Source organism: Geodermatophilus sp. SYSU D00705 (assembly GCF_054050135.1).
On sequence record NZ_JBJGYT010000008.1, the window covers coordinates 60,717 to 83,610 of the forward strand.

A 22,894-nucleotide genomic window follows, 5' to 3' on the forward strand; every position below is an offset into this window, starting at 1 on the left:
AACCAAAGAGGAGACGAGACAGATGGCCGACACCCAGGCCCAGCTCGCCAAGACCCGCAACATCGGGATCATGGCGCACATCGACGCCGGCAAGACCACGACGACCGAGCGCATCCTCTTCTACACCGGTATCAACTACAAGATCGGTGAGGTCCACGACGGCGCGGCCACGATGGACTGGATGGAGCAGGAGCAGGAGCGCGGCATCACCATCACGTCCGCCGCGACGAAGTGCTCCTGGAACGGCTACGACATCAACATCATCGACACCCCCGGGCACGTCGACTTCACCGTCGAGGTGGAGCGGTCGCTGCGGGTGCTCGACGGTGCCGTCGCCGTCTACGACGGTGTCGCCGGCGTGGAGCCGCAGACCGAGCAGGTGTGGCGGCAGGCCGAGAAGTACGGCGTCCCGCGCATGTGCTTCGTCAACAAGCTCGACCGCACCGGTGCGGACTTCTTCCGCTGCGTCGACATGATGGTCGAGCGGCTCGGCGCCAACCCGGCGGTGCTGCAGCTGCCGATCGGTGCCGAGGCCGACTTCATCGGCGTCGTCGACCTGGTCCAGATGCGTGCGCTCACCTGGCGTGGCGAGACGCAGATGGGTGAGGACTACGCGGTCGAGGAGATCCCGGCCGAGCTCGCCGACCAGGCGGCCGAGTACCGCGAGAAGCTCCTCGAGACCATCGCCGAGACCGACGACGAGCTCATGGAGGCCTACCTCGGCGGCGAGGAGATCTCCGTCGAGCGGCTGAAGGCGGCCATCCGCAAGGCGACCATCGCCGCGCAGGTGAACCCCGTCCTCACCGGCACCGCCTTCAAGAACAAGGGCGTCCAGCCCCTGCTCGACGCGGTCACCGACTACCTGCCCAGCCCGCTGGACATCGAGGCGATCGTCGGCACCGCGCTCGACGGCGAGACCGAGGTCATCCGGCACGCCGACGAGGACGAGCCGTTCTCGGCGCTGGCGTTCAAGATCCAGACCGACCAGCACCTCGGCAAGCTGACCTACATCCGGGTCTACTCCGGCAAGGTCTCCTCCGGGTCCCCGGTGCTCAACAGCACCAAGGACCGCAAGGAGCGGATCGGCAAGATCTACCAGATGCACGCCAACAAGCGCGAGGAGCGCGAGGGCGTGGGCGCCGGCCAGATCGTCGCCGTCGTCGGCCTGAAGCAGACCACCACGGGTGACACGCTCAGCGACCCGCAGAAGCCGGTGATCCTGGAGTCGATGACCTTCCCGGCGCCGGTCATCTCGGTCGCGATCGAGCCGAAGACCAAGAGCGACCAGGAGAAGCTCGGCACCGCCATCCAGAAGCTGGCCGAGGAGGACCCGACCTTCCAGGTCCGGCTCGACGAGGAGACCGGCCAGACGGTCATCTCCGGCATGGGCGAGCTCCACCTGGAGATCCTCGTCGACCGCATGCGGCGCGAGTTCAAGGTCGAGGCCAACGTCGGCAAGCCGCAGGTGGCCTACCGCGAGACCATCCGCAAGACGGTCGAGAAGTACGACTACACGCACAAGAAGCAGACCGGTGGCTCCGGCCAGTTCGCGAAGGTCCAGGTCACCCTGGCGCCGCTCGAGGTCAGCGGCGACGGTCCGACCTACGAGTTCGAGAACGCCGTCACCGGTGGGCGCATCCCGCGGGAGTACATCCCGTCGGTGGACCAGGGCATCCAGGACGCCATGCAGTACGGCGTGCTCGCCGGCTACCCGCTGGTCGGCGTCAAGGCCACCCTGGTCGACGGCCAGTACCACGAGGTCGACTCCTCGGAGATGGCCTTCAAGATCGCCGGCTCGATGGTCTTCAAGGAGGCCGCACGCAAGGCCAGCCCGGCCCTGCTCGAGCCGCTCATGGCCGTCGAGGTCGTCACCCCCGAGGACTACATGGGCGACGTCATCGGCGACCTGAACTCCCGGCGCGGGACCATCCAGGCGATGGAGGAGCGCTCCGGCGCCCGCGTCGTCCGGGCCCTGGTCCCGCTCTCGGAGATGTTCGGCTACGTGGGCGACCTGCGCAGCCGCACCCAGGGGCGGGCGAGCTACACCATGGTGTTCGACTCGTACGCCGAGGTCCCGCAGAACGTCGCCAAGGAGATCATCGCCAAGGCGACCGGCGAGTGATCTGCCGGGCGGGGTAGTCCCGTCCGGCCCCCCAGCAAGCCCACCCCAGAGTTCGCGCACGACTGCGACACCACGAGGAGAGGAACCCAGTGGCCAAGGCCAAGTTCGAGCGGACCAAGCCGCACGTCAACATCGGCACCATCGGGCACATCGACCACGGCAAGACGACGCTGACCGCGGCGATCACCAAGGTGCTGCACGACAAGTACCCGGACCTCAACGAGGCGTCCGCCTTCGACCAGATCGACAAGGCGCCCGAGGAGAAGGCCCGCGGCATCACGATCTCGATCGCGCACGTCGAGTACCAGACCGAGAACCGGCACTACGCGCACGTCGACTGCCCCGGTCACGCCGACTACATCAAGAACATGATCACCGGTGCGGCGCAGATGGACGGCGCCATCCTGGTGGTCGCGGCGACCGACGGCCCGATGCCGCAGACCAAGGAGCACGTCCTCCTGGCCCGCCAGGTCGGCGTCCCCTACATCGTCGTGGCCCTCAACAAGGCCGACATGGTCGATGACGAGGAGATCCTGGAGCTCGTCGAGCTCGAGGTCCGCGAGCTGCTCAGCGAGTACGAGTTCCCGGGCGACGACGTCCCCGTGGTCCGCGTCTCCGCGCTCAAGGCCCTCGAGGGCGACGCCGAGTGGGGCAACAAGCTCATGGAGCTCATGGACGCGGTCGACGCCGCGATCCCCGAGCCGCAGCGTGAGATCGACAAGCCCTTCCTCATGCCCGTCGAGGACGTCTTCACCATCACCGGTCGCGGCACCGTCGTCACCGGTCGCGTGGAGCGCGGCATCGTCAAGGTGAACGAGGAGGTCGAGATCGTCGGCATCCGTTCCTCGTCGACCAAGACCACCGTCACCGGCGTCGAGATGTTCCGCAAGCTGCTCGACCAGGGCCAGGCCGGCGACAACGTCGGTCTGCTCCTGCGCGGCATCAAGCGCGAGGACGTCGAGCGCGGCCAGGTCGTGGTGAAGCCGGGTTCGATCACCCCGCACACCAACTTCGAGGCCTCGGTCTTCATCCTGTCGAAGGACGAGGGTGGTCGTCACACCCCGTTCTTCAACAACTACCGTCCCCAGTTCTACTTCCGGACGACGGACGTGACGGGTGTGGTGACCCTGCCTGCCGGCACCGAGATGGTCATGCCGGGCGACAACACCGACATGACGGTCGAGCTGATCCAGCCGATCGCCATGGAGGAGGGCCTGAAGTTCGCCATCCGTGAGGGTGGCCGGACGGTCGGCGCTGGTCGCGTCACCAAGATCCTCAAGTAAGACCCTCGACGGGCGGCGGCCGATCGCGGCCGCCGCCCGTCCTCGGGTGGCCGACGCCACCCATCCCGCTGGGGCCAGACCGGATGAGGTCAGGACCACCCGGCGTTCCCCAGCTACGAACAGACACCGATCGGCAGGAGCAGAAGACAGCGATGGCGGGACAGAAGATCCGCATCCGGCTGAAGGCCTACGACCACGAGGCGATCGACGCCTCGGCGCGGCGCATCGTCGAGACGGTGACCAAGACCGGTGCGCGCGTCGTCGGCCCGGTGCCGCTGCCGACGGAGAAGAACGTGTACTGCGTCATCCGGTCCCCGCACAAGTACAAGGACTCGCGGGAGCACTTCGAGATGCGTACGCACAAGCGGCTCATCGACATCCTCGACCCGACGCCCAAGACGGTCGACGCGCTCATGCGCATCGACCTGCCGGCCTCGGTCGACGTCAACATCCAGTAAGGGCAGTCAGCAGACATGGCGAGCACATTCCGTGGTCTCCTCGGCGAGAAGCTGGGCATGACCCAGGTCTTCGACGAGAACAACCGCATCGTGCCGGTGACCGTCGTCAAGGCGGGCCCGTGTGTGGTGACCCAGGTGCGCACCCCCGAGGTCGACGGCTACTCGGCCGTCCAGCTCGGGTTCGGTGAGATCGACCCGCGCAAGGTGAACAGGCCCGAGGGCGGGCACTTCGCCAAGGCGGGCGTCACGCCGCGCCGGCACCTGGTGGAACTGCGCACCGCGGACGCCTCGAACTACACGGTCGGCCAGGAGCTGACCGCCGAGGTCCTCGAGGGCGTCGCGAAGGTCGACGTCATCGGCACCAGCAAGGGCAAGGGCACCGCCGGCGTCATGAAGCGTCACGGCTTCAAGGGCCTTGGCGCGGCGCACGGCACCCAGCGCAAGCACCGGTCGCCCGGTTCCATCGGCGGGGCCTCGACCCCCGGCCGCGTCTTCAAGGGCCTGCGCATGGCCGGCCGCATGGGCGCGGTCAAGACGACGACCCTCTCGCTCAACGTGCACAAGGTGGACGCCGAGCGTGGGCTGCTGCTGATCAAGGGCGCGATCCCTGGCCCGAAGGGCGGCCTCGTGCTCGTCCGCTCGGCGGTCAAGGGCGGCCCCGTGGGGAGTGACAACCAGTGACCCAGTCCACCCAGACCCGGACCGACCGTGAGGTCGACGTCCGGACCCCGGCGGGGGAGACCGCCGGCAGCGTGACGCTGCCCGGTGAGCTCTTCGACGCGTCGGCCAACGTCTCGCTCATGCACCAGGTCGTGGTGGCCCAGCTGGCCGCCGCGCGCCAGGGCACGCACGCGACCAAGACCCGCGGCCAGGTCAGCGGTGGTGGCGCCAAGCCCTACCGCCAGAAGGGCACCGGCCGAGCCCGCCAGGGCTCCACCCGCGCCCCGCAGTTCGAGGGCGGTGGCACCGTCCACGGGCCGCAGCCGCGCGACTACTCCCAGCGGACGCCCAAGAAGATGAAGGCCGCCGCCCTGCGCGGTGCCCTCTCCGACCGGGCCCGTGAGAACCGCGTCCACGTGGTGAGCACCTTCGTCGACGGGGACGCCCCCAAGACCAAGGCCGCCCTGGCCACGCTCGAGGCGATCACCACCGCCAAGCGCGTGCTCGTGGTCCTCGACCGCGACGACGTCCTCAACTGGGTCAGCCTGCGCAACGTGCCTCAGGTGCACCTGCTCGAGGCCGGCCAGCTCAACACCTACGACGTGCTGGTCTCCGACGAGGTCGTCTTCACCGAGACCGCGCTGGCCGAGTTCGTCGCCGGCCCGGTGTCCGGCAAGCGCCGCGACGTCGAGCTGCCCGACCTCTCGACCCACGAGACGCCCGGCGGCGTCCCGTCGATCGCCCCCGCCGAGGGTGAGGGCACCGTCGAGACCGCCAGCACCACCGACACCACCGAGGAGAAGGCGTGAGCGTCCGCGACCCCCGGGACGTCCTGCTGTCCCCGGTCATCTCGGAGAAGAGCTACGGGCTGCTGGACGAGAACCAGTACACCTTCATCGTCCTGCCCGAGGCGAACAAGACGCAGATCAAGATCGCGGTCGAGCAGATCTTCAACGTGAAGGTCCTCGGCGTGAACACGATCAACCGCCAGGGCAAGCGCAAGCGGAGCAAGGGCAACCAGATGGGCAAGCGCAAGGACACCAAGCGCGCCATCGTGTCCCTCGCCCCCGGCGACCGCATCGAGATCTTCGGTGGTCCCGGCGCCTGAGCGCCGCGACCGTTCGGACCAGAGATAGAGGACTGAGTCAGCAATGGCTATCCGCAAGTACAAGCCGACGACGCCGGGCCGCCGCGGCTCCAGCGTCGCCGACTTCGCCGAGGTCACCCGCGACCATCCCGAGAAGTCGCTGGTCCGACCGCTGCACGGTCGTGGCGGGCGCAACGTCCACGGGAAGGTCACCGCGCGGCACCAGGGCGGCGGGCACAAGCGCGCCTACCGGGTGATCGACTTCCGCCGGGCCGACAAGGACGGCGTGCCGGCCAAGGTCGCGCACATCGAGTACGACCCCAACCGCACCTCGCGCATCGCGCTGCTGCACTTCGCCGACGGCGAGAAGCGCTACATCATCGCGCCGGCGCGCCTGAAGCAGGGCGACACTGTCGAGTGCGGCCCCTCGGCGGACATCAAGCCGGGCAACAACCTGCCGCTGCGGAACATCCCGGTCGGCACCGTGGTTCACGCCATCGAGCTCCGTCCCGGTGGCGGCGCGAAGATCGCCCGCTCGGCCGGCACCAGCGTCCAGCTGGTGGCCCGTGAGGGTCGTCTGGCGCAGCTGCGCATGCCGTCGGGCGAGATCCGCAACGTCGACGTGCGCTGCCGCGCGACCGTCGGCGAGGTGGGCAACGCCGAGCAGTCGAACATCAACTGGGGCAAGGCCGGCCGCATGCGGTGGAAGGGCAAGCGCCCGACCGTCCGCGGTGTCGCCATGAACCCGGTGGACCACCCGCACGGCGGTGGTGAGGGCAAGACCTCCGGTGGTCGCCACCCGGTGAACCCGAAGGGCAAGCCGGAGGGCCGGACGCGCAAGCGCAAGGCCAGTGACGCCCTGATCGTGCGCCGCCGGCGCACCAACAAGAAGCGCTGAGCGGGTAGAGGAGTCCGACAGACATGCCACGCAGCCTGAAGAAGGGCCCGTTCGTCGACGACCACCTGCTCAAGAAGGTGGACTCGCAGAACGACAAGGGCACCAAGAACGTCATCCGCACCTGGTCGCGGCGCTCGACGATCATCCCCGACATGCTCGGGCACACGATCGCGGTGCACGACGGCCGCAAGCACGTCCCGGTCTTCGTGACCGAGGCGATGGTCGGGCACAAGCTCGGCGAGTTCGCTCCCACGCGCACGTTCCGTGGGCACGTCAAGGACGACCGCCGGTCCCGGCGCGGCTGACCAGGTAGAGAGAGATTCCAATGACTTCCCAGGTGGGACAGGAGACGCCGGTCGCCCGGGCCACGGCCCGGTTCGTCCGCGTCACCCCCATGAAGGCACGCCGGGTGGTGGACCTCATCCGCTACCTGCCGACCGACGAGGCGCTGGCGCTGCTGCGGTTCGCCCCGCAGGCCGCCAGTGAGCCGGTGCTCAAGGTGGTGGCCAGCGCCGTCGCGAACGCCGAGCACAACCTGCGGCTGGACCCGGCCGCCCTGGTCGTGAGCGCCGCGTACGTGGACGAGGGCCCGACGCTCAAGCGGATCCGTCCGCGTGCGCAGGGCCGCGCGTTCCGCATCAACAAGCGGACCTGCCACATCACCGTCGAGGTCGCGGAGGTGAGCGCCAGCGAGGAGCTCGCCGGCAAGTCCCGCACCGCGCGCCGCCGTACCGGCCAGTCCGGCCCGGCCACCCAGCAGCAGAAGAGCAACACGAGGGGAGGGACCCGCTAGTGGGTCAGAAGGTCAACCCGCACGGGTTCCGGCTCGGCATCACCACCGACTACAAGTCCCGGTGGTACGCCGACAAGCTCTACAAGGACTACGTCAAGGAAGACGTGGCCATCCGCAAGCTCATGAGCAAGGGGATGGAGCGGGCCGGGATCTCCAAGGTCGAGATCGAGCGCACCCGCGACCGCGTCCGCGTCGACATCCACACCGCCCGGCCGGGCATCGTCATCGGCCGTCGCGGCGCGGAGGCCGACCGCATCCGCGGCGAGCTGGAGAAGCTCACCGGCAAGCAGGTGCAGCTGAACATCCTCGAGGTCAAGAACCCCGAGTCCGACGCGCAGCTGGTCGCCCAGGGCGTCGCCGAGCAGCTCTCCAGCCGCGTGAGCTTCCGTCGCGCCATGCGCAAGGCCATGCAGTCGGCGCAGCGCAGCCCGCAGGTGAAGGGCATCCGGGTGCAGTGCTCCGGGCGCCTGGGCGGCACCGAGATGAGCCGGTCGGAGTTCTACCGCGAGGGGCGCGTGCCGCTGCACACCCTGCGCGCGAACATCGACTACGGCATCTACGAGGCCCGCACCACCTTCGGCCGCATCGGCGTGAAGGTCTGGATCTACAAGGGCGACGTGAGCGGCTCCCGGGCCGAGCGCGAGGCTCTCGAGGCCCTGGCCGCCCGTCAGCAGCGTCGCGAGCGGGCCCAGCGTCCGCAGCGCCGTTCCGGGTCCTCCGGCACCACCGCCGGTGGCACCGAGGCTGGCCGCGCCGCGGCCGAGTCCCCGACCGGCCCGGCCGTCGACACCACCGACAGCGCGGTGGCCGCGACCTCCGGCGAGGTGGCTCCCGAGCAGACCCTCGCCGAGGCCGCTGGTCCCGAGGCCACCGCTGCGGCCGAGACCACGGCCGCGCAGAACCCCACGGAGGGCTGACACGTGCTGATCCCACGGCGCGTCAAGCACCGCAAGCAGCACCACCCGAGCCGTTCGGGTCGTGCCAAGGGCGGCACCGAGATCAACTTCGGTGAGTACGCCATCCAGGCCCTCGAGCCGGCGTACGTGACCAACCGGCAGATCGAGTCCGCTCGTATCGCCATGACCCGGCACATCCGTCGTGGCGGGAAGGTCTGGATCTCGATCTACCCGGACCGTCCCCTCACCAAGAAGCCGGCCGAGACCCGCATGGGTTCCGGTAAGGGCTCGCCCGAGTGGTGGGTCGCCAACGTGAAGCCGGGCCGGATCATGTTCGAGCTGTCCGGCGTCGCCGAGCCCGTGGCCCGCGAGGCCATGCGCCGCGCGATCCACAAGCTGCCGATGAAGTGCCGCTTCATCACTCGTGAAGGAGAGGTGTGATGGCCGCCGGTCTGACCGCTCCCGAGCTGCGCGAGCTGTCTGCGGACGAGCTCGCCTCGCGGCTGCGCGAGTCGAAGGAAGAACTGTTCAACCTGCGGTTCCAGGTGGCCACCGGCCAGCTGGACAACAACCGGCGGCTGCAGACCGTCCGCCGCGACATCGCCCGGATCTACACGATCATGCGCGAGCGCGAGCTGGGCCTCTCGGTCGCCCCGAGTGAGGGTGTGGCATGAGCGAGCCCCAGTCGGCCACGACCGACAACACCGCCGCCGCGTCCGGGCCCGGCCTGGCCGGACGTGGCTACCGCAAGGTCCGCGAGGGCCTCGTGGTCAGCGACAAGATGGACAAGACGATCGTCGTCGAGGTCGAGGACCGCGTGAAGCACGGCCTCTACGGCAAGGTCATCCGTCGCACCAGCAAGCTGAAGGCGCACGACGAGCAGCAGGTCGCCGGCATCGGTGACCGCGTGCAGATCATGGAGACCCGGCCGACGTCGGCCACCAAGCGGTGGCGGCTGGTCGAGGTCCTCGAGAAGGCCAAGTAAGACCGCGGGGGCCTGCCGGCCTCCGTGTGCCAGGCGGCCCTCCGGGGCCGGTCCAGGAGCAGGTACTCTGGACGACTGGCGCGCCCCACGGGTGCGCGCCCATCCCGGTACTCGTGCTCGGACGCACCGGCGGCAGAAACGCTGCCGGTGCGTCCGCACGTGGGTGCCGGACAGCCGGTTCACCGTTCCGGCCCGGCTGTCACCACTGAGATTTGGGAGTAGGACGTGATCCAGCAGGAGTCGCGACTGCGGGTCGCCGACAACACCGGTGCAAAGGAGATCCTCTGCATCCGTGTGCTCGGCGGATCCGGGCGACGCTACGCGGGCATCGGCGACATCATCGTCGCCACCGTCAAGGACGCCCTGCCCGGCGCCGGCGTGAAGCGGGGTGACGTGGTCAAGGCCGTCGTCGTCCGCACCGTGAAGGAGCGTCGTCGTCCGGACGGCTCCTACATCCGCTTCGACGAGAACGCTGCGGTCATCATCCGCGACAGCGGCGACCCGCGCGGTACGCGCATCTTCGGCCCGGTGGGCCGTGAGCTCCGCGACAAGCGCTTCATGCGGATCATCTCGCTCGCTCCGGAGGTGCTGTGATCATGGCGGACAAGACGCCGTCGATGAAGGTCAAGAAGGGCGACACCGTCGTCGTGCTGTCCGGCAAGGACAAGGGCGCGAAGGGCCGGGTCATCGCCGCCTACCCGAAGGACCAGAAGGTCCTCGTGGAGGGCGTGGGCCGGGTCAAGAAGCACACCCGGATCAGCTCCAACCAGCGCGGCGCCCAGTCGGGCGGGATCGTCACGCAGGAGGCTCGCATCCACGTGAGCAACGTGATGGTGCTCGACTCCGAGGAGAAGCCGACCCGGGTCGGTTACCGCAAGGACGAGGAAGGCCGCAGCATCCGGGTCTCGCGGCGCACCGGTAAGGACCTCTGACCCCATGAGTGCACCCACCCGTGAGCTGCCCCGCATGCTCGCCCACTACCGCGAGCAGATCGCCCCGGCGCTGCAGTCGCAGTTCAACTTCGACAACGTCATGCAGATCCCGCGGCTGACGAAGATCGTGGTCAACATGGGCGTCGGCGAGGCGACCCGTGACGCGAAGCTGATGGACGGCGCGGTCCGCGACCTCACCGCCATCACCGGTCAGAAGCCGGCCGTCGTCCGCGCCCGCAAGTCCATCGCGCAGTTCAAGCTCCGCGAGGGCATGCCGATCGGCGCCAAGGTCACCCTCCGTGGCGACCGCATGTGGGAGTTCCTGGACCGGCTGCTGTCGCTGGCCCTGCCCCGCATCCGTGACTTCCGCGGGCTCAACGCCAAGCAGTTCGACGGTCACGGCAACTACACGTTCGGCCTGACCGAGCAGTCGATGTTCCGCGAGATCGACGTCGACAAGATCGACCGTCCGCGCGGCATGGACATCACGCTGGTCACCACCGCCACGAACGACGAGGAGGGTCGCGAGCTCCTCCGCCTGCTGGGCTTCCCGTTCGCCGGCCAGCCCGTCGTGACCACCACCCGCTGAGCCGGGGCGAGGAGACACTCAGATGGCCAAGAAGGCGCTGATCAACAAGGCGGCCCGCAAGCCCAAGTTCGCGGTCCGCGGGTACACCCGGTGCCAGCGGTGCGGTCGCCCGCACTCGGTGTTCCGCAAGTTCGGCCTGTGCCGGATCTGCCTCCGGGAGATGGCCCACGCCGGCGAGCTCCCGGGCGTCAGCAAGTCCAGCTGGTGAAGGCCCCCGCTGCCCCCACGCCTCGCAAGCTCGGCGCGGGACCCGGCAGCGGGGCCGTTCCAGCACCTCACCAACAGAGCACCACCGATCGCCGAGAGGCCCACGCGCGAGCGCGTGAGGAACCGCGGCGAGAGAGGCACCACACCCCATGACGATGACCGACCCGATCGCGGACATGCTCACGCGGATCCGGAACGCCAACCAGGCGTACCACGACTCCACGACCATGCCGTCGTCGAAGCTGAAGACGCACATCGCCGAGATCCTCCAGCAGGAGGGCTACATCGCCGGCTGGACCGTCAACGAGGTCGAGAAGGACGGCACCACCCGCAAGGAGCTGGTCGTCGACCTCAAGTACGGCCCCAACCGTGAGCGGAGCATCGCCGGCGTCCGGCGCGTCTCCAAGCCCGGTCTGCGGGTGTACGCCAAGTCCAACGCGCTGCCCAAGGTGCTCGGCGGCCTCGGGGTGGCCATCATCTCCACCTCGACCGGGCTGCTCACCGACCGGCAGGCGAACAAGAAGGGCGTGGGCGGGGAAGTCCTCGCCTACGTCTGGTAAGGGAGCGAGAAGATGTCACGGATCGGACGACTCCCGATTCCCGTGCCCGGTGGCGTGGACGTCTCCGTCGACGGTCAGACGGTCAGCGTGAAGGGCCCCAAGGGCTCGCTGACCCACACCGTCGCGGCGCCGATCACCGTCGAGCGCGGCGAGGACGGCACGCTCAGCGTGCAGCGCCCCAACGACGAGCGGGAGAGCCGGGCCCTGCACGGGCTGTCGCGCACCCTGATCGCCAACATGATCACCGGCGTCACCGAGGGGTACACCAAGACCCTCGAGATCGTCGGCGTCGGCTACCGCGTCGCGGCCAAGGGCTCGGACCTCGAGTTCGCCCTCGGCTACAGCCACCCGGTGCCGGTCAAGGCCCCGGAGGGCATCACCTTCACCGTCGAGTCGCCGACCCGCATCCGGGTCGCCGGCATCGACAAGCAGCAGGTGGGCCAGGTCGCGGCCAACATCCGCAAGCTGCGCCGCCCCGACCCGTACAAGGGCAAGGGCGTGCGCTACCAAGGCGAGGTCGTCAAGCGCAAGGTCGGGAAGACGGGTAAGTGATGGCACAGACCGAGAAGGCTGCCGCTCGGGTGCACAAGCCCGTCGGCACCGACATCAGCACCGCACGGCGGGTCTCCCGCCTGCGCCGGCACAACCGGCTGCGCAAGCGGGTCTCGGGCACGCCGGAGCGCCCGCGCCTGGTGGTCCACCGCAGCTCGCGGCACATCCACGTCCAGGTGGTCGACGACACCGTCGGCCGTACCCTGGTCAGCGCCTCGACCCTGGACCCGAGCCTGCGCGGCGCCGAGGGCGACAAGTCCTCGCTGGCCCGTCAGGTGGGGGCCCTGGTCGCCGAGCGCGCCAAGGCCGCCGGCATCGCAGCGGTCGTCTTCGACCGCGGCGGCAACCGCTACCACGGCCGCATCGCGGCGCTGGCGGACGGCGCCCGCGAGGGCGGTCTGGACTTCTGATGAGCTACACCGCGAACGAGCAGATCGAGAGGGACGTCTGATGCCAGGACCACAGCGACGCGGCGGCGGCGCCGGCGGCGGTAACGACCGCCGCGACCGTCGTGACGGCGGGCGGGGGCCCGGCGGCGCGCCTGCCGAGAAGAGCAACTTCATCGAGCGCGTGGTGGCCATCAACCGCGTGTCCAAGGTCGTCAAGGGCGGTCGGCGCTTCAGCTTCACCGCCCTGGTGATCGTGGGCGACGGCGATGGCACCGTGGGCGTCGGCTACGGCAAGGCCAAGGAGGTGCCCGCGGCGATCGCCAAGGGCGTCGAGGAGGCCAAGAAGCACTTCTACAAGGTGCCGCGCATCGCCAGCACCATCCCGCACCCCGTGCAGGGTGAGGCGGCTGCCGGTGTCGTGCTGCTGAAGCCGGCCAGCCCGGGTACCGGTGTCATCGCCGGTGGTCCGGTGCGCGCCGTCCTCGAGTGCGCCGGCATCCACGACGTGCTGTCCAAGAGCCTCGGGTCCTCCAACCCGATCAACATCGTGCACGCCACGATGCAGGCGCTGAAGGACCTCGTCCGTCCCGAGGAGATCGCGGCCCGCCGCGGTCTGCCCCTGGAGGACGTCGCTCCCGCGGCCATGCTGCGTGCCCGTGCGGGCCAGGGGGTCTGACATGGCGCAGCTGAAGGTCACCCAGATCCGGTCCGCGATCGGGACCAAGCCGAACCAGCGTCAGACGCTGCGTTCGCTGGGTCTGAAGAAGATCCACGACTCGGTCGTGCAGGAGGACCGTCCCGAGATCCGCGGGATGGTCGCGACGGTGCCGCACCTGGTCACCGTCGAAGAGATCAGCTGAACCGCGGCTGAGTAGGGACATCTCATGACTCTCAAGGTCCACCACCTGCGTCCGGCCCCGGGCGCCCACACCGCCAAGACCCGCGTGGGTCGCGGTGAGGGCTCCAAGGGCAAGACCGCCGGTCGCGGCACGAAGGGCACCGGCGCGCGGGGCAACACCTCCGCGCGGTTCGAGGGTGGGCAGACCCCGCTGCACATGCGGCTGCCCAAGCTCTCGGGCTTCAAGAACCCGAACAAGGTCGTGTTCCAGGTCGTCAACCTCGACCGGATCGCGGCGCTGTTCCCCCAGGGCGGCTCGGTCAACCCCGACACCCTCGCCGAGGCCGGCGCCGTGCGCCGTGGCCAGCCGGTGAAGGTGCTGGGCACCGGCGACCTGGGTGGCGTCGAGGTGCACGTGCACGCGCACGCGTTCTCGTCGTCCGCCGCCGAGAAGATCAGCGCGGCCGGGGGCAGCACCACCCGCATCTGACGGCCGATGACCCCCGGGGTGCGTCTCTCCGCGAGACGCCCCCGGGGGTCGTCTGCTGCCCGGCCGCGGCGCCGCAGCGCCGGGCCACGACAGGGCGGGACGGCGCACGGCGCCCCGCAGGGACGGGTCCTCGGCCGGTCCCGTTCCACTCGTTGCTAACCTCATCCGACCGAGTAGGGGAGGGCACGTGCTGCAGGCGTTCGCCGCGGCGTTCCGGACGCCAGACCTCCGGCGCAAGCTGCTGTTCTCCCTGGCGATCATCGCCGTCTACCGGCTGGGCGCCCAGGTGCCGGGGCCAGGGGTCTCCGTGGCGGCGATCAACAGCTGCCTCGAGCAGGCGCAGGCCTCCGACCAGCGGGACCTCTACTCGCTGGTCAACCTCTTCTCCGGCGGCGCGCTGCTGAGGCTGTCGATCTTCGCGCTCGGGATCATGCCGTACATCACGGCGAGCATCATCGTCCAGCTGCTGGTCGTGGTCATCCCGCGCTTCGAGCAGCTGAAGAAGGAAGGGCAGTCGGGTCAGGCCAAGCTGACCCAGTACACCCGCTACCTCACCATCGCCCTGGCGATCCTGCAGAGCACCGGCGTCATCGCCCTGGGCCGCAGCGGTCAGCTGTTCCCCAACTGCTCGCAGAACATCATCCCGTCGGACTCCATCTGGACGACGGTCGTGCTGGTCATCTCGATGACCGCCGGTACCGCCGTCATCATGTGGCTCGGCGAGCTGCTGACAGAGAAGGGGATCGGCAACGGCATGTCCGTGCTGATCTTCACCTCGATCGCGGCCCGCATCCCGGCCGAGGGCGGCGCGATCCTGCAGACCCGCGGCGGCTTCGTCTTCGCGCTGGTCTGCCTGCTGGCCGTCGTGATCATCACGTCGGTTGTCTACGTCGAGCAGGCACAGCGCCGGATCCCGGTCCAGTACGCCAAGCGCATGGTCGGTCGCCGCATGTACGGCGGGACGTCGACCTACCTGCCGCTGAAGGTGAACCAGGCCGGCGTCATCCCCGTCATCTTCGCGTCGTCGCTGCTCTACCTGCCCCAGCTGATCACCCAGCTGCAGGGCGACGAGACCGGTCCGGTGCGGCGGTTCTTCGAGAACTACGTCATCGACCAGAGCAGCCCCGTCCACATCGCCGTCTACTTCGGCCTCATCGTGTTCTTCACGTACTTCTACGTGTCGATCACGTTCAACCCGGAGGAGCGGGCCGAGGACATGAAGCGCTACGGCGGCTTCATCCCCGGCATCCGTCCGGGCCGGCCGACCGCGGAGTACCTGCAGTACGTGCTGTCCCGGATCACCCTGCCCGGGTCGATCTACCTGGGCCTGGTGGCGGTGTTGCCCAACCTGTTCCTCTCGCTGACGCAGGAGGGGCAGAACCAGAACTTCCCGTTCGGCGGGACCGCGGTGCTGATCATGGTGGGAGTGGGGTTGGAGACGGTGAAGCAGATCGAGACGCAACTCAACCAGCGCAACTACGAAGGGTTCCTGAAGTAGTGCGCGTCGTGCTGCTCGGCCCTCCGGGCGCGGGCAAGGGCACCCAGGCGCAGATCATCGCCGACCGTCTCGGCGTCCCGGCGATCTCGACCGGGGACATCTTCCGGGCCAACGTCAGCGGGCAGACCGAGCTGGGCCTGCAGGCGAAGGTGTTCATGGACGCCGGGGACCTGGTGCCCGACGAGGTGACCGTGGCCATGGTCCGGGACCGGCTGGCCGAGCCCGACGCCAAGGGCGGTTTCCTGCTCGACGGCTTCCCGCGCACCATCCCCCAGGCCGAGCAGCTGCGCTCCTCCCTCCAGGACCTCGGGCACGGGCTGGACCGCGTGCTGGAACTCGTCGTCGAGGAGGAGGAGCTGGTGCGCCGGCTCTCCGGCCGGCGGATGCTGGTCGACGGGGAGTGGGTGCAGCGCGAGGACGACAAGCCGGAGACGGTGCGGCACCGGCTGCAGGTGTACCGGGAACAGACCGAGCCGCTGTCGGGGTTCTACGAGGCCGAGGGGCTGCTCACGCGGATCGACGCCATCGGGGCGGTCGAGGAGGTCACCGAGCGGGCCATGCGCGCGCTCGGGCAGGCCGGCGGCGACGGGCAGCCGGACGTGCCGACCGGGCAGCCCACCGCGGGCTGAGGACGGCGGCGCAGATGACGGCCGCCGGACTCCTCGGCCGGCTCCCGCTGCTGGCGAAGTGGAGTGGACGGATGATCCAGATCAAGACCCCGCACGAGATCGAGCTGATGCGGGCCGCGGGCCTGGTCGTGGCCGGCGCGATCGCCGCGGTCAAGGCTGCGGTCCGGCCCGGTGTCACCACCGGTGAGCTGGACGCCATCGCCGAGGACCACATCCGCACGGCCGGCGCCATCCCGTCGTTCCTGGGCTACCACGGCTTCACGGGCAGCATCTGCGCGTCGATCAACGACGAGATCGTGCACGGCATCCCGAACGAGGACCGCGCGCTCGCCCTGGGCGACAACATCTCGATCGACTGCGGCGCGATCCTCCAGGGCTGGCACGGGGACTCCGCGGTCACCGTGACGGTGGGGGAGCCCTCCGCCGAGGACGCCGCGCTGATCGCCGTCACCGAGCGCTCGATGTGGGCCGGCCTCGCGCGGGCGCTGGCCGGCGGCCGGCTGACCGACATCAGCCACGCCGTCGAGGAGGCGATCACCAGCGAGCAGCACTCGTACGGGATCGTCGACCACTACGGCGGCCACGGCATCGGCACCGAGATGCACCAGGACCCGCACGTGCTCAACTACGGCCGTGCCGGGCGCGGGCCGAAGCTGGTGCCCGGGCTGGCGCTGGCGATCGAGCCCATGGTCACCGTGGGCGATCCGGCCACCGTCGAGCTCGAGGACGGCTGGACCGTGGTCACCAAGGACGGGTCGCGTGCGGCCCACTTCGAGCACACCGTCGCCATCACCCCCGAGGGGCCCTGGGTCCTGACGGCGGAGGACGGCGGCGTCGCGGGCCTGGCCCCCTTCGGGATCACGCCCCGCACCTGAGATCGCCGTCTGCGGCAGCGTTCCAGCCTCCCGGATCACACGGAGCCGGGTTGGAGAGGCGCGCCGGAGCGGGGTACAGTGAACGACGGCGTTCGCGCCGTCCTGTCGTCGTGCTGTGGCCGCATGACCCAGGGCGCCCTCGCGGGGACGTCTGCACCACCTGTTCTGCAAACAAGCCGAGTGTGACCGCCGGGCTCCGGCGTGGTCGCGCGAGGACCATCAGCACCACCGAGTACGGGAGGCCGTGTAGGGCATGGCGAAGAAGGACGGGGCCATCGAGGTCGAGGGTCGCGTCGTCGAGCCGCTGCCCAACGCGATGTTCCGGGTCGAGTTGCAGAACGGGCACCGGGTGCTCGCCCACATCAGCGGCAAGATGCGGCAGCACTACATCCGCATCCTGCCCGAGGACCGCGTGGTCGTGGAGCTCTCGCCCTACGACCTGACCCGCGGTCGCATCGTCTACCGGTACAAGTAACCGCCGCTGCGCGCCGCCCCATCGGGGCCGGTGCGTCCGGCGCACGATCGACAGGAATGAGGGGCGGCACCGGTGAAGGTCCAGCCGTCGGTGAAGAAGATCTGCGACAAGTGCAAGGTGATCCGCCGGCACGGCCGGGTCATGGTCATCTGCGACAACGCCCGCCACAAGCAGCGGCAGGGCTGAGGGAGTACCTGGACATGGCACGACTGGCCGGCGTCGACCTCCCCCGCGAGAAGCGGATGGAGATCGCGCTCACCTACATCTACGGCATCGGCAAGGCCCACGCGAAGGAGACCCTGGCCGCGACGGGCGTCAGCCCCGACCTGCGCGCCAAGGACCTCACCGACGAGGACCTGCTGAAGCTGCGTGACTACATCGACGAGCACTTCCGCGTCGAGGGTGACCTGCGCCGCGAGGTGGCCGCCGACATCCGCCGCAAGGTGGAGATCGGCTGCTACCAGGGCCTGCGTCACCGCCGCGGACTGCCCGTCCACGGTCAGCGCACCCGCACCAACGCGCGCTCGAGCAAGGGCCCGCGCAAGACCATCGCCGGCAAGAAGAAGGCCGGCAAGAAGTAAGCCGCAGTGCGCGCCGTCGTGGCGACCCGTGAGGGCGGGAACGGCGGCGCGCACCGCGCGCGCATCTGGCCACTGAACTGAAGGAAACCGGAGAGACATGCCTCCCAGGGCTCGCACTGCGGCTGGTGCCAAGAAGGTCCGCCGCAAGGAGAAGAAGAACGTCGCCCACGGCGCCGCGCACATCAAGAGCACGTTCAACAACACGATCGTGTCGATCACGGACCCGACGGGCAACGTGATCAGCTGGGCCTCCGCCGGCCACGTCGGCTTCAAGGGGTCGCGCAAGTCCACCCCGTTCGCCGCGCAGATGGCGGCGGAGAACGCCGCGCGCAAGGCGCAGGAGCACGGCATGCGCAAGGTCGACGTCTTCGTCAAGGGCCCGGGTTCCGGCCGCGAGACCGCCATCCGGTCCCTGCAGGCCACCGGCCTCGAGGTGGGCCAGATCCAGGACGTGACGCCGCAGCCGCACAACGGCTGCCGCCCCAAGAAGCGCCGCCGGGTCTGACCGGCCACCGACGAGAGCGAAGGTAGAGAAACGTGGCCCGTTACACCGGAGCCGACTGCCGCATGTGCCGGCGCGAGAAGATGAAGCTGTTCCTCAAGGGCAGCAAGTGCGAGTCCCCGAAGTGCCCGATCGAGATCCGGCCCTACCCGCCGGGCGAGCACGGCCGGGGCCGCAGCAAGGACAGCGAGTACCTGCTGCAGCTGCGTGAGAAGCAGAAGGCCCGCCGCATCTACGGCGTGCTGGAGAAGCAGTTCCGCGGCTACTACGAAGAGGCGAACAAGAAGTCGGGCAAGACCGGTGAGGTCCTGCTGCAGATCCTCGAGTCGCGCCTGGACAACGTGGTCTACCGGGCCGGCTTCGCCGAGTCCCGCGACATGGCCCGCCAGCTGGTCCGCCACGGTCACATCCGGGTGAACGGCCGCAAGGTCGACATCCCGTCGTACCGCGTGAGCGCCAACGACATCATCGAGGTCGCCGAGAAGTCGCGGCGGATGCTGCCCTTCGAGGTCGCCCAGGCCCGTGCCGGCGAGCGCCCCGTGCCGCCGTGGCTGGAGGTCATCAGCACCCAGCTGCGCGTGCTCGTGCACAGCGTCCCGGCCCGCCAGGTGATCGACACCCCGGTCCAGGAGCAGCTGATCGTGGAGCTCTACTCCAAGTAAGCAGGAGGCCCCCCTGCCCCTCCGCTCGCGGAGGGACCCTGCAGGGGGCCGACGGCCCCGGCGGGCGGACCGATGTCCGCCGGGGCCTGCACCACCCCCCTCACGGCGTCATATGGCGGGCGCCGGAGGATCCAGAGGAGAACACCCATGCTCATCGCACAGCGCCCGACGCTGACCGAGGAGACCCTCTCCGAGCAGCGCTCGCGGTTCGTCATCGAGCCGCTCGAGCCCGGCTTCGGCTACACCCTCGGCAACTCCCTGCGCCGCACCCTCCTGTCCTCCATCCCCGGCGCTGCTGTCACCAGCATCCGGATCGAGGGCACCCTGCACGAGTTCACCACCGTGCCCGGGGTCAAGGAGGACGTCACCGAGATCATCCTCAACCTCAAGGGCCTGGTCGTCAGCTCCGACTCCGACGAGCCGGTGACCATGTACCTGCGCAAGCAGGGTCCCGGTGAGGTCACCGCCGGCGACATCGCGCCCCCGGCCGGTGTCGAGGTGCACAACCCCGAGCTGCACATCGCCACCCTCAACGGCAAGGGCCGGCTCGAGATCGAGCTCGTCGTCGAGCGTGGCCGCGGCTACGTGCCGGCGCCGCAGAACAAGCAGCCGGGTCAGGAGATCGGCCGGATCCCCGTCGACTCGATCTACTCGCCGGTCCTCAAGGTGACCTACGCGGTCGAGGCGACCCGTGTCGAGCAGCGGACCGACTTCGACCGCCTGGTCGTCGACGTGGAGACCAAGCCGTCGATCGCCCCGCGCGACGCGATCGCCAGCGCCGGCTCCACCCTCGTCGAGCTGTTCGGCCTGCTGCGCGAGCTGAACATCGACGCCGAGGGCATCGAGGTCGGCCCCAGCCCGGCCGAGGCCGCCGACATCGCGAACTTCTCGATGCCGATCGAGGACATGGACCTCACCGTCCGGTCCTACAACTGCCTCAAGCGCGAGGGCGTGCACACCGTCGGTGAGCTCGTCACCCGTTCCGAGGCGGACCTGCTCGACATCCGCAACTTCGGGGCCAAGTCGATCGACGAGGTCAAGATGAAGCTGGCGGCCATGGGCCTGGCGCTCAAGGACAGCCCGCCCGGGTTCATCCCCACCTCGGTCGAGAGCTACGACGAGGGCTACGAGACCGACGCGTACCAGCAGCACGGCGAGTACGCCGAGGTCGAGTACAGCGACGGGTCCTACCAGGAGACCGAGCAGCTCTGAGCTGCGCAGCTGTCCGGGCCGGACGGCGGGGCGACCCGCCGTCCGGCGCCGTCGTCCGGGCAGCCACACTGAAGCGACGACAGCACCACGGATGATGCAGCCCGGCACCGACCGCCCGGCCGCCTGAGGAAGGACCGACATGCCCACCCCCACCAAGGGCCCCCGTCTCGGCGGGTCCCCCTCGCACGAGCGGCTGATGCTGGCCAACCTGGCCACGTCGCTGTTCGAGCACGGGCGGATCACCACCACCGAGACCAAGGCCAAGCGGCTGCGCCCGCTGGCCGAGAAGCTGGTCACCTTCGCCAAGCGCGGTGACCTGCACGCCCGTCGTCAGGTCATGACGACCATCCGGGACAAGGACGTCGTCCACACCCTGTTCGCGGAGATCGGGCCTCGCTTCGCGAACCGTCCCGGCGGCTACACGCGCATCACCAAGGTCGGTCCGCGCAAGGGCGACAACGCCCCCATGGCCGTCATCGAGCTGGTCGAGGGCCTGACCGTGGCCCAGGAGGCCGTCGGCGAGGCCGAGCGCGCCCGCGGCACCCGCTTCGCCTCCGGCGCCGGCGCGGCCGCCGCCTCCGGTGAGGTCACCGCCGACGCCCTCGAGGACGCCGACACCACCGCCGCCGAGACGACCGACGCCGGCACCACCGAGGCGACGGCGACCGACGCCGAGGCTCCCGCGGCCGACGGCGAGACCGCGGCGGACGGCGGGACCGTGGCCGACGAGGCCGTGGCCGAGGACGCCGAGTCCCCGGCCGACGCCGAGGGCACGGACGGCCCGAGGTGAGCGACCGGGCCGAGCCGGGCGAGGGCGGCAGCGCCGGCGCCTCCGGAGTGCCCGCCAGCGGCGGTGACCAGGGTGCGACGTTCGTGGGCGAGACCACCGGGCCCGGCGGGGACACCTCCCCGGCCGTGACCGGCGGCCAGGTCGACGACGAGGCGCAGCAGATCGTCAGCGACGTCTTCAGCCCCGACGGCGAGCGCCAGGACGACGGCGACGTCACCCGCGAGCCGACCGCCGAGAACGGCGTGGTCGTCGAGGGCGACAACGTGTCGCCCGACGTGGCCGACGCCGCGGCCGCCGAGGTCAACGCCGCCGAGCTCGGTGACGCCGCGACCGCGAGCCTGCAGGCGCCCGGCGGCGAGACCGCTCGCGACCCCGAGTGATCCGCTGAGCACTCCGTCCCGGGGTGCACAGACCCGCACCGTGCACGACACCGACGAGCCCGCCACCGTCCCCGGTGGCGGGCTCGTCCGTCTCCGGCTCCGGATCGCCTACGACGGCACCGCCCTCCACGGCTGGGCCCGTCAGCCGGCTCAGCGGACCGTCCAGGGCGACCTGGAAGCCGGGCTGACGACGGTGCTGCGCTGCCCCGTCGAGCTGACCGTCGCGGGGCGCACCGACGCCGGTGTGCACGCCACCGGGCAGGTGGCCCACGTCGACGTACCGCGATCGGCCTGGGCGCAGCAGCGGGAGCGCCTGGTCCGCCGGCTGAGGGGCGTCCTCCCGGCGGACATCGCCGTGCAGGGGGTGGACGAGGCGCCGGGGGACTTCGACGCGCGCTTCGGTGCGCTTCGCCGCCACTACGTCTACCGGCTGACCGACGCCGACGCCGGTCCTCCGCCGCTGCGTCGGGCGGACACCGTGGGGTGGCCGCGCCGACTGGATGCCAACGCCATGCACCTGGCTGCCGGGCTGCTGCTCGGCGAGCACGACTTCGCCGCCTACTGCCGGCGCCGCGAGGGGGCGACGACCATCCGCACCCTGCTCGGGCTGTCGGTCGAGCGCGACGGCGACCTGGTGCTCGTGCGGGCGTCGGCCGACGCCTTCTGCCACTCGATGGTGCGCAGCCTCGTGGGCGCCCTGCTGGCGGTCGGGGAGGGGCGGCGCCCGCCGGAGTGGCCGGCCGGGCTGCTGACCCGGACGGAGCGGGCCAGCGAGGTCCCCGTGGCCCCGGCCGGCGGGCTCACGCTGGTCGCGGTGGACTACCCGCCCGACGCCGAGCTCGCCGCCCGCGCGCAGGTCACCCGCGCCCGCCGCGACTGAGGTCAGGGGATGCCGGCGACCGCCTCGGCGACCGGCGTCGTCCCGCTGACCAGCTCGACCACCGCGCCGTCCCGCGGGTCGTCCAGGAAGGCGAGCAGCACCGCGGCGACGTCGTCCCGTGGGACCTCGCCGTACTCGACGCCGTGGGCGAGGGTGACGCGGCCGGTGCCGGGGTCGTCGGTCAGCCGTCCCGGCCGGAGGACCACAGTCTCGAGGGCCGGGCGCGGCAGGATGGCGTCCTCCGCGGCCAGCTTGGCCTGCAGGTAGGTCGCGAAGACCGGGTCCATGCCCGGCGGCGTGCCCTGGCGGGCCTGCTCCACGCCCATGGAGGAGACGAGCAGGTAGCGGCGGACGCCGGCCCGCTCGGCGGCGTCCGCCAGGAGCAGCGCGGCGCCCTTGTCCACGGTGTGCTTGCGGGCAGCGCCGCTGCCCGGCCCGGCGCCCGCGGCGAAGACGACCGCGTCGGCCCCCTCGAGCACGCCGGCCACGTCGTCGACGGCAGCCTGCTCGAGGTCGAGGACCACCGGCTGCACGCCGTCCTGGCGCAGGTCGTCCTGGTGGCCGGGGTTGCGGACGATGCCGACCACGGTGTCGCCGCGGGCGGACAGCAGGCGACCGAGGCGGCGGGCGACCTGTCCGTGGGCTCCGGCGATGGCGATGCGCATGGCGGG

The 22,894-nt window shown here is 70.3% G+C and carries 36 protein-coding genes; 35 read left to right on the forward strand and 1 reads right to left on the reverse strand.

The window, feature by feature from the left end; genetic code table 11:
• Window positions 1–22: 22 nt before the first annotated feature.
• The 35 genes from fusA (at window position 23) to truA (ending at window position 22,223) form a co-directional block, all read left to right on the forward strand.
• The gene (gene fusA / locus ACI78Q_RS08660; RefSeq protein ID WP_456922929.1) at window positions 23–2,122 is read left to right on the forward strand and encodes an elongation factor G; all 2,100 of its coding nucleotides are present in this window, start codon (window positions 23–25) and stop codon (window positions 2,120–2,122) included.
• An 89-nt stretch (window positions 2,123–2,211) separates the two neighbouring features.
• Window positions 2,212–3,405, forward strand: a complete 1,194-nt coding sequence (gene tuf, locus ACI78Q_RS08665; protein ID WP_456922930.1) for an elongation factor Tu — start codon at window positions 2,212–2,214, stop codon at window positions 3,403–3,405.
• Window positions 3,406–3,557: 152 nt separating this feature from the next.
• Complete coding sequence (gene rpsJ / locus ACI78Q_RS08670) at window positions 3,558–3,863, forward strand: 30S ribosomal protein S10 (RefSeq protein ID WP_012950483.1); 306 nt, start codon at window positions 3,558–3,560, stop codon at window positions 3,861–3,863.
• A gap of 15 nt (window positions 3,864–3,878) precedes the next feature.
• Window positions 3,879–4,544: a 50S ribosomal protein L3 gene (gene rplC / locus ACI78Q_RS08675; RefSeq protein WP_456922931.1), complete on the forward strand. Its 666-nt coding sequence runs from the start codon at window positions 3,879–3,881 to the stop codon at window positions 4,542–4,544.
• Window positions 4,541–5,332, forward strand: coding sequence for a 50S ribosomal protein L4 (gene rplD, locus ACI78Q_RS08680; RefSeq protein ID WP_456922932.1), 792 nt, complete (start codon window positions 4,541–4,543; stop codon window positions 5,330–5,332). Before rplC ends, rplD begins: the two co-directional genes overlap by 4 nt.
• The gene (gene rplW / locus ACI78Q_RS08685) at window positions 5,329–5,631 is read left to right on the forward strand and encodes a 50S ribosomal protein L23 (protein ID WP_456922933.1); all 303 of its coding nucleotides are present in this window, start codon (window positions 5,329–5,331) and stop codon (window positions 5,629–5,631) included. The genes rplD and rplW overlap by 4 nt, the downstream gene beginning before the upstream one ends.
• A gap of 43 nt (window positions 5,632–5,674) precedes the next feature.
• Window positions 5,675–6,508 carry a 50S ribosomal protein L2 gene (gene rplB / locus ACI78Q_RS08690; RefSeq protein ID WP_091213410.1) on the forward strand — a complete coding sequence of 278 codons (834 nt, stop codon included), beginning with the start codon at window positions 5,675–5,677 and terminating at the stop codon, window positions 6,506–6,508.
• Between the two features lie 23 nt (window positions 6,509–6,531).
• A complete protein-coding gene (gene rpsS, locus ACI78Q_RS08695) occupies window positions 6,532–6,813 on the forward strand; it encodes a 30S ribosomal protein S19 (protein WP_456922934.1) in 282 nt (93 codons plus the stop codon).
• A gap of 20 nt (window positions 6,814–6,833) precedes the next feature.
• Complete coding sequence (rplV, locus tag ACI78Q_RS08700) at window positions 6,834–7,301, forward strand: 50S ribosomal protein L22 (protein WP_456922935.1); 468 nt, start codon at window positions 6,834–6,836, stop codon at window positions 7,299–7,301.
• Window positions 7,301–8,218 carry a 30S ribosomal protein S3 gene (gene rpsC / locus ACI78Q_RS08705; RefSeq protein ID WP_456922936.1) on the forward strand — a complete coding sequence of 306 codons (918 nt, stop codon included), beginning with the start codon at window positions 7,301–7,303 and terminating at the stop codon, window positions 8,216–8,218. Before rplV ends, rpsC begins: the two co-directional genes overlap by 1 nt.
• Before the next feature lie 3 nt (window positions 8,219–8,221).
• On the forward strand, window positions 8,222–8,638 hold the full coding sequence (gene rplP, locus ACI78Q_RS08710; RefSeq protein ID WP_012950475.1) for a 50S ribosomal protein L16: 417 nt from the start codon (window positions 8,222–8,224) through the stop codon (window positions 8,636–8,638).
• Window positions 8,638–8,871, forward strand: a complete 234-nt coding sequence (gene rpmC, locus ACI78Q_RS08715) for a 50S ribosomal protein L29 (RefSeq protein WP_014377985.1) — start codon at window positions 8,638–8,640, stop codon at window positions 8,869–8,871. Before rplP ends, rpmC begins: the two co-directional genes overlap by 1 nt.
• Window positions 8,868–9,182, forward strand: a complete 315-nt coding sequence (rpsQ, locus tag ACI78Q_RS08720; RefSeq protein ID WP_456922937.1) for a 30S ribosomal protein S17 — start codon at window positions 8,868–8,870, stop codon at window positions 9,180–9,182. The genes rpmC and rpsQ overlap by 4 nt, the downstream gene beginning before the upstream one ends.
• A 225-nt stretch (window positions 9,183–9,407) precedes the next feature.
• A complete protein-coding gene (gene rplN, locus ACI78Q_RS08725) occupies window positions 9,408–9,776 on the forward strand; it encodes a 50S ribosomal protein L14 (RefSeq protein ID WP_097205697.1) in 369 nt (122 codons plus the stop codon).
• A gap of 2 nt (window positions 9,777–9,778) precedes the next feature.
• Window positions 9,779–10,114, forward strand: coding sequence for a 50S ribosomal protein L24 (gene rplX, locus ACI78Q_RS08730; protein WP_456922938.1), 336 nt, complete (start codon window positions 9,779–9,781; stop codon window positions 10,112–10,114).
• 4 nt (window positions 10,115–10,118) lie between these two features.
• Window positions 10,119–10,703, forward strand: a complete 585-nt coding sequence (gene rplE / locus ACI78Q_RS08735; protein ID WP_456922939.1) for a 50S ribosomal protein L5 — start codon at window positions 10,119–10,121, stop codon at window positions 10,701–10,703.
• A 22-nt stretch (window positions 10,704–10,725) separates the two neighbouring features.
• Entirely contained in the window at window positions 10,726–10,911 is a 186-nt protein-coding gene (locus ACI78Q_RS08740; RefSeq protein WP_012950469.1) for a type Z 30S ribosomal protein S14, read from the forward strand.
• Window positions 10,912–11,065: 154 nt separating this feature from the next.
• On the forward strand, window positions 11,066–11,470 hold the full coding sequence (rpsH, locus tag ACI78Q_RS08745; RefSeq protein WP_448617472.1) for a 30S ribosomal protein S8: 405 nt from the start codon (window positions 11,066–11,068) through the stop codon (window positions 11,468–11,470).
• A gap of 12 nt (window positions 11,471–11,482) precedes the next feature.
• Entirely contained in the window at window positions 11,483–12,022 is a 540-nt protein-coding gene (rplF, locus tag ACI78Q_RS08750; protein ID WP_456922940.1) for a 50S ribosomal protein L6, read from the forward strand.
• Window positions 12,022–12,432, forward strand: coding sequence for a 50S ribosomal protein L18 (gene rplR / locus ACI78Q_RS08755; protein ID WP_456847915.1), 411 nt, complete (start codon window positions 12,022–12,024; stop codon window positions 12,430–12,432). Before rplF ends, rplR begins: the two co-directional genes overlap by 1 nt.
• A 40-nt stretch (window positions 12,433–12,472) precedes the next feature.
• Complete coding sequence (gene rpsE, locus ACI78Q_RS08760; protein ID WP_072919083.1) at window positions 12,473–13,087, forward strand: 30S ribosomal protein S5; 615 nt, start codon at window positions 12,473–12,475, stop codon at window positions 13,085–13,087.
• A gap of 1 nt (window position 13,088) precedes the next feature.
• Window positions 13,089–13,271 carry a 50S ribosomal protein L30 gene (gene rpmD / locus ACI78Q_RS08765; protein ID WP_456922941.1) on the forward strand — a complete coding sequence of 61 codons (183 nt, stop codon included), beginning with the start codon at window positions 13,089–13,091 and terminating at the stop codon, window positions 13,269–13,271.
• 24 nt (window positions 13,272–13,295) lie between these two features.
• Window positions 13,296–13,739, forward strand: a complete 444-nt coding sequence (gene rplO, locus ACI78Q_RS08770) for a 50S ribosomal protein L15 (protein WP_456922942.1) — start codon at window positions 13,296–13,298, stop codon at window positions 13,737–13,739.
• A gap of 187 nt (window positions 13,740–13,926) precedes the next feature.
• Window positions 13,927–15,237: a preprotein translocase subunit SecY gene (gene secY, locus ACI78Q_RS08775; protein WP_456922943.1), complete on the forward strand. Its 1,311-nt coding sequence runs from the start codon at window positions 13,927–13,929 to the stop codon at window positions 15,235–15,237.
• An 8-nt stretch (window positions 15,238–15,245) separates the two neighbouring features.
• On the forward strand, window positions 15,246–15,866 hold the full coding sequence (locus ACI78Q_RS08780) for an adenylate kinase (protein WP_456922944.1): 621 nt from the start codon (window positions 15,246–15,248) through the stop codon (window positions 15,864–15,866).
• A gap of 14 nt (window positions 15,867–15,880) precedes the next feature.
• The gene (gene map / locus ACI78Q_RS08785; RefSeq protein WP_456922945.1) at window positions 15,881–16,741 is read left to right on the forward strand and encodes a type I methionyl aminopeptidase; all 861 of its coding nucleotides are present in this window, start codon (window positions 15,881–15,883) and stop codon (window positions 16,739–16,741) included.
• Window positions 16,742–16,994: 253 nt separating this feature from the next.
• Window positions 16,995–17,216 carry a translation initiation factor IF-1 gene (gene infA, locus ACI78Q_RS08790; RefSeq protein WP_012950459.1) on the forward strand — a complete coding sequence of 74 codons (222 nt, stop codon included), beginning with the start codon at window positions 16,995–16,997 and terminating at the stop codon, window positions 17,214–17,216.
• A gap of 72 nt (window positions 17,217–17,288) precedes the next feature.
• Window positions 17,289–17,402, forward strand: coding sequence for a 50S ribosomal protein L36 (gene rpmJ / locus ACI78Q_RS08795; protein WP_012950458.1), 114 nt, complete (start codon window positions 17,289–17,291; stop codon window positions 17,400–17,402).
• A 14-nt stretch (window positions 17,403–17,416) separates the two neighbouring features.
• The gene (rpsM, locus tag ACI78Q_RS08800) at window positions 17,417–17,797 is read left to right on the forward strand and encodes a 30S ribosomal protein S13 (protein ID WP_456922946.1); all 381 of its coding nucleotides are present in this window, start codon (window positions 17,417–17,419) and stop codon (window positions 17,795–17,797) included.
• Between the two features lie 97 nt (window positions 17,798–17,894).
• Window positions 17,895–18,302 (forward strand): 30S ribosomal protein S11, encoded by a 408-nt coding sequence (gene rpsK / locus ACI78Q_RS08805; RefSeq protein ID WP_091380976.1) that lies wholly within the window; start codon window positions 17,895–17,897, stop codon window positions 18,300–18,302.
• A 32-nt stretch (window positions 18,303–18,334) separates the two neighbouring features.
• A complete protein-coding gene (gene rpsD, locus ACI78Q_RS08810) occupies window positions 18,335–18,961 on the forward strand; it encodes a 30S ribosomal protein S4 (protein WP_456922947.1) in 627 nt (208 codons plus the stop codon).
• 147 nt (window positions 18,962–19,108) lie between these two features.
• Window positions 19,109–20,173, forward strand: a complete 1,065-nt coding sequence (locus ACI78Q_RS08815; protein WP_456922948.1) for a DNA-directed RNA polymerase subunit alpha — start codon at window positions 19,109–19,111, stop codon at window positions 20,171–20,173.
• Window positions 20,174–20,312: 139 nt separating this feature from the next.
• Window positions 20,313–20,963 (forward strand): 50S ribosomal protein L17, encoded by a 651-nt coding sequence (gene rplQ, locus ACI78Q_RS08820; protein ID WP_456922949.1) that lies wholly within the window; start codon window positions 20,313–20,315, stop codon window positions 20,961–20,963.
• Entirely contained in the window at window positions 20,960–21,343 is a 384-nt protein-coding gene (locus ACI78Q_RS08825; RefSeq protein WP_456922950.1) for a hypothetical protein, read from the forward strand. Before rplQ ends, ACI78Q_RS08825 begins: the two co-directional genes overlap by 4 nt.
• Before the next feature lie 40 nt (window positions 21,344–21,383).
• On the forward strand, window positions 21,384–22,223 hold the full coding sequence (truA, locus tag ACI78Q_RS08830) for a tRNA pseudouridine(38-40) synthase TruA (RefSeq protein WP_456922951.1): 840 nt from the start codon (window positions 21,384–21,386) through the stop codon (window positions 22,221–22,223).
• A gap of 2 nt (window positions 22,224–22,225) precedes the next feature.
• On the opposite strand, the gene ACI78Q_RS08835 is transcribed toward truA, so the two are convergent.
• On the reverse strand, window positions 22,226–22,888 hold the full coding sequence (locus tag ACI78Q_RS08835) for an NAD(P)-binding oxidoreductase (protein ID WP_456922952.1): 663 nt from the start codon (window positions 22,886–22,888) through the stop codon (window positions 22,226–22,228).
• Window positions 22,889–22,894: the final 6 nt, after the last annotated feature.

Coding starts and splice junctions, on each gene's coding strand:
- fusA (WP_456922929.1), top strand. CDS start 23: ATGGCCGACACCCAGGCCCAGCTCGCCAAGACCCGCAACATCGGGATC.
- rpsJ (WP_012950483.1), top strand. CDS start 3,558: ATGGCGGGACAGAAGATCCGCATCCGGCTGAAGGCCTACGACCACGAG.
- rplC (WP_456922931.1), top strand. CDS start 3,879: ATGGCGAGCACATTCCGTGGTCTCCTCGGCGAGAAGCTGGGCATGACC.
- rplB (WP_091213410.1), top strand. CDS start 5,675: ATGGCTATCCGCAAGTACAAGCCGACGACGCCGGGCCGCCGCGGCTCC.
- rpsS (WP_456922934.1), top strand. CDS start 6,532: ATGCCACGCAGCCTGAAGAAGGGCCCGTTCGTCGACGACCACCTGCTC.
- rplV (WP_456922935.1), top strand. CDS start 6,834: ATGACTTCCCAGGTGGGACAGGAGACGCCGGTCGCCCGGGCCACGGCC.
- rpmC (WP_014377985.1), top strand. CDS start 8,638: ATGGCCGCCGGTCTGACCGCTCCCGAGCTGCGCGAGCTGTCTGCGGAC.
- rpsQ (WP_456922937.1), top strand. CDS start 8,868: ATGAGCGAGCCCCAGTCGGCCACGACCGACAACACCGCCGCCGCGTCC.
- rplX (WP_456922938.1), top strand. CDS start 9,779: ATGGCGGACAAGACGCCGTCGATGAAGGTCAAGAAGGGCGACACCGTC.
- rplE (WP_456922939.1), top strand. CDS start 10,119: ATGAGTGCACCCACCCGTGAGCTGCCCCGCATGCTCGCCCACTACCGC.
- ACI78Q_RS08740 (WP_012950469.1), top strand. CDS start 10,726: ATGGCCAAGAAGGCGCTGATCAACAAGGCGGCCCGCAAGCCCAAGTTC.
- rpsH (WP_448617472.1), top strand. CDS start 11,066: ATGACCGACCCGATCGCGGACATGCTCACGCGGATCCGGAACGCCAAC.
- rplF (WP_456922940.1), top strand. CDS start 11,483: ATGTCACGGATCGGACGACTCCCGATTCCCGTGCCCGGTGGCGTGGAC.
- rplR (WP_456847915.1), top strand. CDS start 12,022: ATGGCACAGACCGAGAAGGCTGCCGCTCGGGTGCACAAGCCCGTCGGC.
- rpsE (WP_072919083.1), top strand. CDS start 12,473: ATGCCAGGACCACAGCGACGCGGCGGCGGCGCCGGCGGCGGTAACGAC.
- rpmD (WP_456922941.1), top strand. CDS start 13,089: ATGGCGCAGCTGAAGGTCACCCAGATCCGGTCCGCGATCGGGACCAAG.
- rplO (WP_456922942.1), top strand. CDS start 13,296: ATGACTCTCAAGGTCCACCACCTGCGTCCGGCCCCGGGCGCCCACACC.
- map (WP_456922945.1), top strand. CDS start 15,881: ATGACGGCCGCCGGACTCCTCGGCCGGCTCCCGCTGCTGGCGAAGTGG.
- infA (WP_012950459.1), top strand. CDS start 16,995: ATGGCGAAGAAGGACGGGGCCATCGAGGTCGAGGGTCGCGTCGTCGAG.
- rpsM (WP_456922946.1), top strand. CDS start 17,417: ATGGCACGACTGGCCGGCGTCGACCTCCCCCGCGAGAAGCGGATGGAG.
- rpsK (WP_091380976.1), top strand. CDS start 17,895: ATGCCTCCCAGGGCTCGCACTGCGGCTGGTGCCAAGAAGGTCCGCCGC.
- ACI78Q_RS08815 (WP_456922948.1), top strand. CDS start 19,109: ATGCTCATCGCACAGCGCCCGACGCTGACCGAGGAGACCCTCTCCGAG.
- rplQ (WP_456922949.1), top strand. CDS start 20,313: ATGCCCACCCCCACCAAGGGCCCCCGTCTCGGCGGGTCCCCCTCGCAC.
- ACI78Q_RS08835 (WP_456922952.1), bottom strand. CDS start 22,888: ATGCGCATCGCCATCGCCGGAGCCCACGGACAGGTCGCCCGCCGCCTC.